This window comes from Pseudomonas sp. NFX224 (assembly GCF_048565165.1).
In the GTDB taxonomy this organism is placed as follows: Bacteria; Pseudomonadota; Gammaproteobacteria; order Pseudomonadales; family Pseudomonadaceae; genus Aquipseudomonas.
In genome coordinates, this window is record NZ_CP183416.1 from 2860128 (window position 1) to 2873716 (window position 13589).

Below are 13589 nucleotides of genomic sequence, written 5' to 3' on the forward strand. Positions count from 1 at the left end.
GCCTCAAGAAAAAAATGAACGGCTGGCGCAGTGTAGCGACTTCAAATGAGAACGCCACTATCGAGTGGCGTTAGAAGAAGATAAGCCTTATGTCTTGCATGATGACTGCCAAGTCACACCTTTTATTGTCCTACAGTTTTCTTCCTGCAAGGGCAGACCAGTACCGCAACCAGGTCGGTTGCCAACTGAAGGCGTCACCCAGCTCTCGGACTGTAATGGTGCGTTGCGAAGCATCGAAACTCAGCGCCGTTCGTAGCGCAGGCCAGCAGTGTTTCGGCAGCGACCGCGGGGCAAGCAGTTCTCGGTCCAGACGTTCATCACGCGCACGGGTTGAAGGCAAGCGATTGAACGGATGTTTGCCTCCCGCCAATTCATACAGCACGCAAGCCACGGCGTAGAGGTCCGTACTGGTGGACAGCGGCTGGCCTTCGAGTAGTTCCGGGGCAGCGTAACCTGGCGTCCAGGCATTGAAACGACGGCGACTCAACTGTGGGAGACCCGACATGACACCTTCCATCGATCGACCCAGACCAAAATCAAACAGCCGCATACCGTCTTCGCTGACCATCACATTGCTCGGCTTCAAGTCGCCGTGCAGCACGCCACGGCTGTGGGCATGGGCCAATGCGTCGAGCAATGGAAGCGCAATGTCCCGCAATTCAGGCCACGATAAACCCAGAGGCCGGTCACACAGCAGCCTGTCCAGGGTCTGGCCGCGCATCAGTTCCATGGTGAAGAATGCTCGTCGGCAACAGGTGTCCACTTCGAAGTTGTGCAAACGCAGCACGTTCGGATGATGCAAGAGCCGAGTCAGGGCGAACTCGCTGTAGAGCAAAGCGCTGGCATCCGGGCAGTCAGCAAGCTCTTCACCGAGCATTTTCAGTGCGAGATAAGGCTCAGGGTCACCGAACTGCTCGTGAAGAAGATCCCGTGCGCGGTACACAACGCCCATGCCACCAGCGCCGAGCAACCGCTCGATGCGGTAACGCCCCACCAGTACGTCCGGCAACTCTACGGTGGGAGCCTGAGACACCAAAACATCACGAGGCACGGGCACGGCCTTGGCGAAGGCAAAATAGGTCAGGTCGGCGATGTCTTCTTCGCTGACCGATAGATTGTCGAGCGGCACCGGCTCACTCATTTTCGTATCACGACAGCCGTCAGGTTGTCCCGCGCAGGACCGCATAAGGCTCCTTCGAACAAACGCGCAAGCGCCAACGCCGGTGCATTCCAACTCAAGGCGCTACCCAGCGCGTTGCTGCTCAGGCTTTGATACAAACCATCGCTGCACAGCAAAAATGTGTCGCCCGGATATACCGCCAACTCCAGTATTTCCAGTGCGAGCTCATCACTGGCCCCCACTGCCCGGGTCAAGGCGCCGGCATGCGGTTGAGTACGGGCTTGCCCGGCGCACATCTGTTGTTGATCAATCAGTTGCTGCATCAGCGAATGATCCTTGGTCAGCTGGTACAAGCGTTGCCCGCGCCATAAGTAACATCGACTGTCACCAGCCCAGACGCAGACCGCGCGACTGTCATCCACCAGCAGCGCTACCACGGTACTGCCGATGACGTTGTCCTGGTGTCCGGCAATGACTGTCAACTCCTGAACCATGCGCCGGTTGAGCCAATGCAGGCACTGACTCACGCCTTTGAGTCGCTCGTCGAAGGTTTTTTCAATCGGCAACTCCGCCAGGCTGGCAACGATCATCTGACTGGCGATGTCACCTCCCTGATGCCCCCCCATACCATCGGCCACCACCCACAATCCCTGCTGTGGACAATCAAGAAAAGCATCTTCATTGCGCGCCCTGACCTTGCCGATGTCAGTGCGCGCAGCGCTACGCCAGGGCCCAACCATCGACATCAGAGCTGTACCGGCATGCGGAAAGTACGCAGTACACCCATATCGAACGGGTTCGGCGTGCGCTGACTCGTCAACAGGTAATTGGCGCGCAGGCCACCCAGGTCGGCTTTGAGCACGAGTACATCGCGGCCGATCAGGTACTCGGTCTGCATGAAGTCCAACAGACGGAACAGTGACCAGGGTCCGCTGTTCTTCTCGATACCGATCGGGCGGTCAGTCATCCTGTCGAGGACCAGGCTGGTGCGGCCGTCTTCGGCGTCAGTCGGCCACTTGAAGGAGGCCGCTACGATCGGGCCGTGGCGATACTCCAGGGTCCTGTCACCAAAGCGGAACTCGGAACGGCTCGCCGCCGAGTCGAGGGTGTACGGTTCCAGCTTGAACTGCACGTGCGGCTCAGCGGGGCTTTCGCTGAAGAAGCTCTGACGGATTACCTGTACCGAAGCCATCTGCTCGAGGTACACCCGAGACACGGGCAGACTTTGGCCATCAATACTGCGCAAGCGATAGCTGCCTGGACCGCCACTGACAAACGGACGCATATAGTTGTCGAAGAAGCGATCAACAACACCCTGGACCTTGAAGAACTCGCGGAAATCGCTGAGTGCCACGTCGCTGGCGCTGTGTGCGCTGAAGGGATAGCGCTTGTTGATCGCTTTTCCGTAGAAGCTGTACAGCTCACTCTGATAACGCTGGTTCAGATACTGATAGGCATCGCTGAGTACCAGGCGCCAGGCGTCTTCGGCCAGAACGTTGAACCAGACTCCAACCGGTCGCGGCAAACGACCTGACGCCATGCGCAGATGACTCAGCGCATCACGCTGGCTGGCCATGCGGGCCTTGGCCAGCTCATACGCCGCCTGATCGGGTGCGGTGGCCCGCGTCAGGCTTGACAGCTGCAGTTGCAGTTCATTGAGGGCTTGCAGCACCGGAGTCAGGTCAGCGCTTGGCCCGTTGCTTTCATCCAGTAAGCGGTGCAGCGGTTCGAAACGACGTTGCAGGGCTTTCCTTGCGGTGTCCGGCAGATTGTTCGTCAGCGCAGCCGAGCCCTTTGTAACTGCAGCAACGGCGAGTATTCCCGTATTTCCACCCTGCTCTGCGGACGTTTTCGCGGCGGCTACTCCGTCATCCAGGCTATCGGCTACCGTCGGAAAGCGAGTGTTCTCACGCACTTGCACCAGCAGTTGCAACACGGGTGAATTGGCAGAAGTCAGACCCGCCAGTTGCTCTGCGCCTTCAGCGGCGTGATTGATTGGCAGCAGCGTAACCCGACCGATCGCCTCGCCCCATGCATTGGCGTAGTCACGGAAATACAGTTGCTCCAGTTCGACCATCAAGCGACGCAAATCCATGGCGCTGATGTTGGAGCCCTCGCCCAATACCCAGTTGTCACGCAGGATGTCGGTGACAAGTACTGTGCCCCGCACCGAGAAATACTGTTGATAACCTTGCTGCGTATAAAAACCGGGGATCACGTAATCGGTACCGACCAACAGCGCACCCTGCGACCCCAGGTGCTGACTCAAACGATATTCCGGGAGAACACGAGCCTGCTCGCGGAGCATCCGGTAAACCACATTAGCCAGTGATTCGTTGCGCAAGACCTGACGTGCCTGGGCCACCAGTGAGTCATTGAGCGGGTAGCTGAATGGCAGTGCCAGCAAACGTTCGACATGGGCGTTCAGGCTGTTTTGTACCGTCGTGTTACCCGCATATCGCAGGGACAAGTCGCTGGCAATCCACTCCTTCAGCCATGCCGCGTCCCGACGATCCTCAAGGCTCAGCATCAAGTACGCACGCAGGCCGTTGAGCAGGCGTTCGCGATCCTTCAGATTGGCGCGGATCTGCCCTTCCAGCAGCGTTGCGATACGCGGCAACAGGTGCGCCTCGAGCTCACGCTCGTAGCTGTTCCTGATCAACGGATTGGCTGCCTCACCTTGATATAAGCCGCCGCGCTCGTGGAACGAGACAGCTCCCTTTTCAGGGAAGAGCCGGGTTGTCGCGTAGCTGGTGTCCAGGGGCTTGAGCGCAGTCAGTAAAACATCTTGCACGGTCAAGGCTGCGCGCTGCTCAGACCAGGTTTGTGCCATGGCGCGCAGGTTATCCAGTCGCTCGTGATTGGCGGAGAAACTACCGGTCCACCAAACCCCGAACAGGCTCACCGCAGCCAGCGCCCCCACGTACATCGCACGCTGCCCCCAATAAATTCGGCTGTGCTCGCGTTTGTCCAGTTCGACAAGACCGGCCTCGGGAAAAATGACCCGGCTGAACAAATGTTGGATAAACCGCGATTGCCCGTTGTGCAGAGTCGAGTCAGGGGCGCTGGTGAAGTAGAAACCGCGTAGTAGGCTCGTGCGCGGGTGATGACCACTGCTGAATATCGCTTCGACAAGCTGACACAACCCTTCGCCAACCAAACCAAGTTGGTGCGGGAAGTCGAGAATGCGACCTCGGCACAGAGGGTCGCGCTCCTGATGCATGCGCATGATCACCTGACTGTTGAGGCGCTGCAGCAATGCTTCGAGTTCGACGCGTACCGCGGTTGCGTCAGTCGTACGCAATTCATTGCTCAGGCTGGCGCCCAATACTTGGTGCCGCTCCTCGCGGGTCAGATGGTCAAAGAATTCGTCGAAGCCTGGCAGTTCGTCCGTTCTGCTTATTACCAGGTATACAGGCAGGTCAACGCGCAGCGTTTGCCGCATCTCTTGCAGACGCGATTGCACCTGTTTCGCCAGCGCTTCCTGATTACGGCTGAGCAGGGATTGCACCGGGAGGGTCACCAACACGCCATTGAGCGGACGGTTGCGACGTCGCGTATGCAGCAAACCGAGCAACGTGGTCCAGGCGCTGGCGTCGACATTGCTATCAGACTGCGTCAGGTAGCGGCCGGTTGTATTGAGCAGCACGCCCTGTTCCGTGAAATACCAATCGCAATAGCGTGTATGGAGCGGTTCACGGGGCCGTTTTTGATCAAACGTGTTGAGTGGAAACGCCAGGCCAGAGTGTTCCAGCAAACGGGTCTTGCCACTGCCCTGGGGACCAATCACCAAATACCACGGCAACTCCCGGCGCCCTCGATAGAGGCCCGACGTCTTGAGGGTGCTAAGGGCGCTCTTGAATCGTTTCTTCAGCTCCTTGCGCTCTGCATCGATCTGTTGGTTTCGATGCAGACGAGCCTGGCCTACCCCGGAATCTTCCAGCGTCTGCTTGCTCACGCCGGCGAGCCAACTGACGAAGACCATGGTCAGCCCCCAGATCAGGAACAAGACGCTGATGCTCATCAGACGCGAGGTCGGGCTTTTCCAGAACTTGTAATCGTCCACCGCCAGCAGCGGCCCGATACACCACACCAACAACGCAACCAACAATACCGAGAACAGGCTCCAGACCCAGGTCTTTTTCAGGAAGGCACCGGTTTGTTTGAAGAAGATTTTCATCACCCGTGCCCCTTGGACTGCTGCGACTGCACTGCGGACTCAAACGGCTGGAATGGCTGTAAGACCGCAGCGCGTTGCTCCGCCAGTACCCAGGCGAATCCCGAATACATCGCCCCCAGACACACCGCCGTTATCAACGCCACCATCCACCACGGCACGATGCTCACCAGACCCGGTCGAGGTCCTTCGCCCAGACCTTCCCAGCGCGGTGAGAGCTCACGCGGGACATCTGAGCGTAACTGGCGAATCTGCCGATAAAGGGCATCACGAAGGTTTTCGACTTCCAGAAGGCCACGCGGCTGAATTCGGTACTTACCCTCGAACCCAAGCGCCAGGCACAGGTACATCAACTCCAGCATCGGCAGGTGCTTGCCCGGGTTTTTCGACAGACGATCAAGAAGTCGGAAAAACTTTTCACCGCCAGACGTCTCATTATGAAATTTGCTCAAAAGGCTCATTTGCGACCACTCGCTTTCCTTGCCCCACGCAGTAGTCACCACCGCCTCATCAAGCACAGTGCACAGCACATAACGTGCAGCCGACGCCTGGCTGCTTTCGACACCTTTGTACTGGGCATCTTCGGCGAAGTGTTCCACCGCAGTACTCAATCGCTCGTTAAGGGTTGCCAAGTCTTCACCAGTGTCGTTCTGTTTCAGCCTTACCACTTCCGAGAGTAGACCGGACGCCGCCGCTACCAACGGGTTGAGGCTAACGTTGAAGATGTCTGCCGGCCGCTGGCTGGCGGAATAAACCATGCGCTCTTCAAGTTGTTCGAAACGCGGCGGCGCGTCGGAGTCAGTGAGTTTTCCCTGCGCAGGGCCATTTCCAAGACGGTCGAGCAATACGGTTTTGTCGTCCTGCAGATATTCCATGTCCTTGGTCATGTCACTCAGTTCCTGATTGCCCAGAATTTCAGTTCGAGCTCGGCAAATTCACCGGACACGTGGAACGCGAAGCCACCGGAGCCTTCGAGTTGTGCCCGGTCCTCAGGACTAAGGTCGAGGATGAAATAGGTTTTGTTGGCGTGGAATGCGATCTGTCGCGGGGCCACCGGGAGCGGCCTGACTTTGATGCCGGGCAGATGCAGATTCACCAGTTGACGGATGCTCTCCACGGGGCCGACCTTGAGATGTGCCGGCAAACGATGGCGCAATTCTTCGCTGTCGCATTGAGCGCTGGCAGCCAGCACAAACGAGGCTGAGCTGAGCAATTTATGATCGTGCAAGGGTGAGACCATTATTCCGTATTGGCGCGCCTGCATCGCCAGTTCGACGGCATGCTGCTCAAGCACCATCGACAATACTTCGCGAACCGCTTCCATGAGCTTGCGAAAGCTTGCGCCCTGGTCACTGTGTTCGTAGCGACTGTCCAGACTCGGGCGCTTGCTGTCACTGGAGAAAGTCGCCAGCTCTCCCAACAGGGTCAGCAGCGAGCAGTACAAACCCTGCGGGTGAACCTGCTCGACATTGAGGTAGTGACGCAGCAGCGGCTCAGTACGATTGATCAGCTGCAGCATCATGAAATCGCCCACTTCCGCGCCGCCCACTTTGCCATTGGAGCGAATGCGCTCAGCGATAGCGTCGCCCCGATGGCCAAGCATGCTGATGACTTCTTTCAGGCAAGAAAGCAGGTAGCTGGACGCATGCACTTGCAAGTACGTCGGAACGAAATCCGGATTGAGGCTGATTACCCCGTCAGGTGTGGAGTCGAGAACCTCGCAGATTTTCAACTTCACACAGGCCTGATCGTTGTGCTGTTGGCCAAGCAGTAAGCGGAAGTCTGGACGGGCGCAGCTGACCTCGCTGACGCCACTGTCGCCTGCGTTGGAATCGGCAACTTCCGCGCTATAGGAAACGTACCGTGCCAGCACGTCGGACTGCTCCAAACGACGAGACTCGATGTGGTTTCCGGTCACCAGCGGCAATGCCAGATAGATCGACGTATTGCCCGCGTTCGCCGGTACGTCCAGCGCCAGCGGACTCGTACTGCCATCCACTTCGAAGAGGCTGCCGTCCGGCAAGATTCCCGAGGCACGGTTGAGTACCAGTTTGCCCATATTGAGGAACTGCAAATCGACTTCCAGACTCAGAAAGCCCCAGGTGTAACTGCCCAATAACTGAGTACGGGCCTTCAACTGATGGTCGTGATAGCGATCGTTGTGCTGGAAGTGCTGCGGGCGCAGCAACATGCCTTCCTGCCAAATGACTTTATGGGTGTACATGTTCAGTCACCTGCCTTGGCGAAGGTTTCATGGCTGCTGCGGATACCGGCCTGATCAAGCGTCAGGTCAGTGTTGGTAATCCCCACTGAAGTGAGTGCAATGGTGTAGCGCCATCGGGTTTCAGGCAGGTCGCGGTAAGCGGCGAGGATGCCGACGTAACGGCTCCCCTCCTGCACGCTGAGATTGAGCGCTACGGTTTCACCGGGACGCAGCTGCAGTTCCTCACTGGTCACAAGGTCCGGCGCCAAGGATTTACCGGCACGGTCGTAGAGGCTGAAGAAATCCGCGTTCTCGAACGCAACCGGATGCTTGAGCTCCAGCAGCCGCACGACAATCGGCGACGGACGACCATGAATATCCGGATTCAGTTGATCGCCGGCGGTCAATCGCAGATTGAGTTTGGTCACACTGGAGTACGGCGATAACGCCGAGCAGCCACTCAGAAAAACCAGCATCACGAGAGTGACCAGCGGCCTGATTGAAACAGTCATGCGCATCATCCCTGGCGGTCTGTGTGGAGAGTGGAGATCAGGCGAATCTGCTCTTCGTAAGCTTGAGCGAAGTCCCTTGTCAGCAGGCGTTCGCTCCAGTCATCGTCCTGAAGCAAGGCTTGGTGATAACGACCGTAGGCTCTCCAGCGACTGCCGGAGGAGGTAAACAAGGACCTATTGTCTCGCTCGAAACGCAGCGTCAGTTGCTGCGGCGAGCAGTGATCCAGGGCCCCTCGAACCGCCGCGCGACTGCCGGCCAGCATGGCCACCTGATGTGCCTGCAAATCACGAAATGCGCGGGCGAGCGCTTGCTCTGCCGGTAACTGACCGGGTTTGTTGAGCAGCAACATGCCCAACGCCTCACCTGCATCAACGCCTGACTTGAGCGGATTTGCGTGCAGGTCTTGTACGGTTGTCTGAGCCAGTCGCAACTCGTTTTTCAGCTCGCTTCGGGTGCGCAGACTTTGCTGCAAACCGCCGACACATCGTGTGAGCAAATGCGCGGCCCTGAGCGCCAGTGCCTCGCGGGCGGCAGGATCGAGACCATTGAGATCAACCCCCAGCGCGGTTCCCAAATACGCCCAGAAATCTTCTCGTTGATGGTTGGCATTCCTGGGGCTGACAGGTTCGGGGTCTGCCGGAGCTTGAACAAGCTGCGGCACCGTCAGGTTTTCCATGTCGATGCGCGCATAGTCGGCACGTTGCGTCGGTGCTTGTAGCAGCCCGTCGAAGTCGCTCAGCTCATCAAGTTCGCAGTCAGCGTGCTCCTGCCGATCAATGGCTCTCAACGGGTCGAGATCAAGGAACACATCGTCAGGTATCAAGTTGCCTGTTTTGCGGGGGCGAAAGGTCTCGGTGTCGACCGGTCTGGAGCCATGGCTCAGTCGTGCACGAATCTCGAATTCGCCCAGCACATAGATGCTGCCGGTTTCGATCCGTAGCGCTTCACCCTTGACGAGAAGGGAACCACTGGCGCAGTCCTGGATACCATTGTTGCTGATATCGGTGAGGAAAAACGCCCCTTCGTGGTAGCTGATCATCGCGTGACGGCTGGAGAGGTGGCGCTTGCGATCGGGAATGATCCAGTCGCAGTCCTCGCCTCGACCGATCACACCACCGGACTGCGTAAAGACTTTCTGGCACACCTCTGTAGGCACGAACTGCTTGCCGCTCAGCATTTCGAAAACCAGTTCCATGTTAAAGCTCCTTGCGGTTACTTGCCGCGATTGACCGCCTGCGGGTCACCCAAAGGGCGATAGGTGTTGTCGTTGAATTTGTAATTACCGCCACAGCCGACAACGCCGCATAGAACGACGAGTGCCAGCAAAGCGGCCTGCCAGTAACGAACAGGCATGCGAAGGACTCCGAAGAACAAAGAGATGAGGAGGAAATTGAGCAAGTGAGAAAGGCAGAGGGTGCCGATCATGTATGGCCAGGTAGTCAACCATCGAGATCACCCGGGTTAATGTTCAAACGCCCGAAGCGGTACAGTAGTGTGCGGCGTGGCAGCCCGAGCTCGCGGGCGGAAAGTGTCTGGTTGCCATTGTTTTTACGCAGGCAATCGATCACCAGACTGCGTTCAACCTGTACCAGGCGTTCGCGCAAGTGCAGGCTGCTATCTTGCGTAATGGCATCCAGCGGCAGGGAAAAATGCCCGGTCTGTAATTCGCCGCCTTCGCACAGCAATACCGCACGTTCGACGAGACCTTTGAGCTCACGCACGTTGCCGGGAAAAGCATAGGCCGCCAAACTCCCAAGGGCCGCCTCAGACCAACGCACGTGATCCCGCTGCAAGCATTCGCAGGCTTTGTCAGCGAAGTATCGGGCCAAATCGAGGATGTCACCCCCTCGTTGGCGCAGTGCTGGCAGCTCGATCGGAAATTGCGCGAGACGGTAGTACAAGTCCTCACGAAACTTGCCTTGCCGGACCAGCAACGCCAAATCACGATGGGTCGCTGCGATGATGCGCACGTCGATCTTGTGGGTCTCGTTGCAACCCAACGGGCGGATTTCACCTTCCTGCAAAACCCGCAGCAACTTGGCTTGCAGGGACATCGGCATATCGCCGATCTCATCCAGCAACAGTGTGCCGCCGTTAGCCGCATCGAACAGCCCGGCGCGGTCGCGATCAGCACCGGTGAAGGCACCCTTGCGATAGCCAAACAATTCACTTTCCAGAAGGCTTTCAGCGAATGCTGCACAGTTTTGCACGATGAACGGCCGGGAACGCCTCGAGCCACCATCGTGAATCGCTCGCGCGGCCACTTCCTTGCCGGTGCCTGTTTCGCCACGCAATAGCACGGTATAGGGGCTATGCAGGACTTTACTGATCAGCGAATAGGTTCGGCGCATGGCGGGACTATTGCCGAGCATTCCATAGCCGCTGGCATTCAGGGCGCTGACCGGCGCCGGTCGCGCATTGCCATTAGACCGACCTAGCCGTTGCAACAGTTGCAGTTGACCCAGTACGAACGAGCCCAACGACCCCAGGGAATCGGCGAAGCCTTTCATATCGATATACCGGCGACTGGCACAAAGCACCAAACCTTCGACGGCCTTTCGCTGGCTCACCAGCGGCACACACAGCAGCGATTGCCACGGTGAAGCCTGAGGCGGCAAAAAACCGGTTTCGTACAGGCTGCCACTCATTGAGTCCAGGCAAACTACGCGGTTGTGATGCAGGGCGAATTGCAGCAGTTGCTCACCGTTGTAATCCGCCGGTAAATCCGCCACGTCCCGAGGTTGCAGAACGCCATTCAGGTATTCGACACTCAGTTCAAGGCCGCCGTGGGTTGCCTCAAGCAAATACAATTGCGTCAGCTCGCAACCACTGAGTTGCGCGACCCCGCGCAGGAAGTCACCCACCAACGCAGCGCCGTCCGCCGCCTGAGACAAACGGGTGAACTGCCCCAGCAATGCTTCGGCATACACCAGCGGTTGTGGCAGGTAAGTAAACATCACTCCCATCTCAAGCGAACTCGCAGATGACGCTGACATCCGCGTCCACCGTCGCATGAACACGCGTGAAGTGCTCTCCGGTAGCCATCGCTTCCAGCAATCGGTCAGTCACTGGAGGTAACACATGCTGGTCCAGCAACTGGTCAATCAGACGGGCACCGCTGTCGCTTTGAACGCAGCGTTCAGCCAAGTGGGCGACAAGTTGCTGGCAATAACTGAAATCCAGTTGACGACGGTGCAGACGTTCTCTCAAACGGTCGAGCTTGACTTCGATCAGCTCGCGTAACACCGACCCACTGACCGGGTAATAAGGCACGATACGCATGCGCGCCAGTAGCGCGGGCTTGAAATGCTGGCTCAGGATCGGGCGGATAGATGCTTCGAGCGTCTGCACCGTTGGCCGCGCATGACTTTCATACAGCGTACTGATCTGCTCGCTACCGAGGTTAGAGGTCATGAGGATGAGCGTGTTGCGGAAATCGATCTGGCGCCCTTCCCCGTCGTTGGCAATGCCTTTATCGAAGATTTGGTAGAACAGGTTGAGTACGTCCGGGTCAGCTTTTTCAACTTCATCAAGCAACACGACGGAGTACGGCTTTTGACGCACGGCTTCGGTTAGCATGCCGCCTTCCCCGTAACCGACATAACCGGGTGGCGCACCTATCAGGCGCGAGACGGTATGCTTTTCCTGAAACTCCGACATGTTGATCGTGGTGATGAAACGATCACCTCCGTATAGCAAATCCGCGAGCGCCAGCGCGGTTTCGGTCTTGCCGACGCCACTCGGGCCGACCAGCAGAAATACCCCCACCGGCGCATCAGGCTTGTTGAGGCCAGCGGCAGCCGCGCGCATTGATCTATCCAGTGCCTGGATGGCTTGTTCCTGGCCGCGAATACGATTACGCAGGTCGGTGGCAAAACTGGCGATTCTGGTGTTGTGCTCACGGGCCAGTTGCGCCAACGGCACACCGGTCCAGGCGCTGATCACTTCGGCTACCAAACGCGGGCATACTTCAAAACTCACCAGACGATGTCTGGCTTGGGCAACGGTCAAAGCGCCGCGGGTTTCGCTGAGCGCGATTTCCAGAACGTCGATGCTCCGGGCCTGCTCTGCAGATGCCGCTGTCTCAGTGACGGCAGCTTCTCGCGCCGTGGCCAATTGCTGACGCAGCTCCAGCAGTCGCTCGGCCAGATCCTTTTGCTGGCTCCACAGGAGCTCCAGCTCGGCATCTTCATCTTCAATCTGGGCAAGACGCTCTTGAAGAGCCGATAACGCTTGGTGATCAATCGGCAATCCGGCCTCGGCATCCCGTCGCAGAGCCTGATGCTGCCGTTCCCCTTCGGCCCGCTCGCCACGCAAATGCTCCAGACATTGCGGGGCAGCAGACAGACTGATTCGGACACGGGCGCATGCAGTGTCGAGGACATCAACCGCCTTGTCCGGCAACTGACGTCCTGTCAAATACCGCGCAGACAATTCAGCCGCCGCCACCACAGCGTCATCGCGCAGGTAAATACCGTGGCTCTTCTCATACACTGCCGCCAGTCCACGAAGGATCGTCACCGCTTCGCTGATGGTTGGCTCATGCAATTGCACGGATTGGAAACGTCGGGCCAGCGCCGGGTCTTTCTCGAAATATTTCTTGTACTCCGTCCAGGTAGTGGCTGCGATAGTGCGCAACTCGCCACGGGCCAGGGCCGGTTTAAGCAAGTTGGCCGCATCGGTGCCGCCGGTATTGCCTCCCGCGCCGATCAGCGTATGGGCTTCGTCAATGAACAGAATCACCGGACTCGGCGAGGCGTTGATTTCGTCGATCACCCCCTTGAGCCGCCGCTCGAACTCACCTTTGACGCTGGCACCGGCCTGCAGTAATCCCATGTCCAGGGACAACAGCTCGACCCCTTGCAACACCGGCGGTACTTCACCGGCAACGATCCGCAAGGCCAGGCCTTCGACCAAGGCCGTTTTTCCGACACCCGCTTCGCCGACCACGATAGGATTGTTTTTGCGGCGACGGGCGAGGATGTCGATCATCTGACGAATCGCGGTGTCGCGGCACAACACCGGGTCCAGTTTGCCGTCACGGGCTTGCTGAGTCAGGTTGTGAGTGAAGCGCTCCAGCAACGACTCACCGGAAGGGACGGACTTGCTATTGGCCGGCTGTTCGATCCGGGACAACGCGAATTCCTTGAGTCGCTCAATGTTCAGCCTGGCCAGCAACAACTGGTAGCGGCTGCCGGCGTAGCGCATCGGATTGCGAAGCAGCGAGAGGATCAACGCTGCCTGCCCAACCTCGCTCTGCCCCAATTCGAGGTTCGCTACCAGCAAGGCGTCCTGCAGCCATTGCACCAGTTCCGGGGCGAATACCGGATTGCGCGAGGCGCTGTGCTCGACTCGCAATCGCAACGCGGCCGTCAGCTCACCTGCCTCTATTTCTGCGTCCTGCAGGGCACGGCAGAGCAAACCTCGCGGACGCTCCAGCAACGCCAGCAGCAAATCCTCAACGAGGATCTTGCTGCCGCCCCGCGCGACGCAGCGTTCAGCAGAACTTTCCAGATCACGACGACTGTCGGCGTCCAGCGCCTGGATAAGTTGTTGCAGGTCCACGTTGATCATTG

At 58.3% G+C, this 13589-nt stretch carries 10 protein-coding genes; all 10 read right to left on the bottom strand.

All coding sequences use genetic code 11. From position 1 onward, the window contains the following. Window positions 1-130 precede the first annotated feature (130 nt). The gene (locus tag ACNYC6_RS12855) at window positions 131-1141 is read right to left on the bottom strand and encodes a serine/threonine-protein kinase (RefSeq protein ID WP_419712593.1); all 1011 of its coding nucleotides are present in this window, start codon (window positions 1139-1141) and stop codon (window positions 131-133) included. Next, complete coding sequence (locus ACNYC6_RS12860) at window positions 1138-1866, bottom strand: PP2C family protein-serine/threonine phosphatase (RefSeq protein ID WP_419712594.1); 729 nt, start codon at window positions 1864-1866, stop codon at window positions 1138-1140. The genes ACNYC6_RS12855 and ACNYC6_RS12860 overlap by 4 nt, the downstream gene beginning before the upstream one ends. After that, complete coding sequence (tssM, locus tag ACNYC6_RS12865) at window positions 1866-5300, bottom strand: type VI secretion system membrane subunit TssM (RefSeq protein WP_419712595.1); 3435 nt, start codon at window positions 5298-5300, stop codon at window positions 1866-1868. The genes ACNYC6_RS12860 and tssM overlap by 1 nt, the downstream gene beginning before the upstream one ends. Then, window positions 5300-6184, bottom strand: coding sequence for a type IVB secretion system protein IcmH/DotU (icmH, locus tag ACNYC6_RS12870; RefSeq protein ID WP_419712596.1), 885 nt, complete (start codon window positions 6182-6184; stop codon window positions 5300-5302). Before icmH ends, tssM begins: the two co-directional genes overlap by 1 nt. Before the next feature lie 5 nt (window positions 6185-6189). Then, on the bottom strand, window positions 6190-7521 hold the full coding sequence (gene tssK / locus ACNYC6_RS12875) for a type VI secretion system baseplate subunit TssK (RefSeq protein ID WP_419712597.1): 1332 nt from the start codon (window positions 7519-7521) through the stop codon (window positions 6190-6192). Window positions 7522-7523: 2 nt separating this feature from the next. Then, complete coding sequence (gene tssJ / locus ACNYC6_RS12880) at window positions 7524-8021, bottom strand: type VI secretion system lipoprotein TssJ (protein ID WP_419712598.1); 498 nt, start codon at window positions 8019-8021, stop codon at window positions 7524-7526. After that, on the bottom strand, window positions 8018-9208 hold the full coding sequence (gene tagH / locus ACNYC6_RS12885; protein ID WP_419712599.1) for a type VI secretion system-associated FHA domain protein TagH: 1191 nt from the start codon (window positions 9206-9208) through the stop codon (window positions 8018-8020). Before tagH ends, tssJ begins: the two co-directional genes overlap by 4 nt. 17 nt (window positions 9209-9225) lie before the next feature. Continuing rightward, a complete protein-coding gene (locus ACNYC6_RS12890; RefSeq protein ID WP_419712600.1) occupies window positions 9226-9366 on the bottom strand; it encodes a type VI secretion protein in 141 nt (46 codons plus the stop codon). Between the two features lie 86 nt (window positions 9367-9452). Further along, window positions 9453-10970: a sigma-54 interaction domain-containing protein gene (locus ACNYC6_RS12895; RefSeq protein WP_419712601.1), complete on the bottom strand. Its 1518-nt coding sequence runs from the start codon at window positions 10968-10970 to the stop codon at window positions 9453-9455. A 10-nt stretch (window positions 10971-10980) separates the two neighbouring features. Next, window positions 10981-13587, bottom strand: a complete 2607-nt coding sequence (gene tssH, locus ACNYC6_RS12900) for a type VI secretion system ATPase TssH (protein WP_419712602.1) — start codon at window positions 13585-13587, stop codon at window positions 10981-10983. Window positions 13588-13589: the final 2 nt, after the last annotated feature.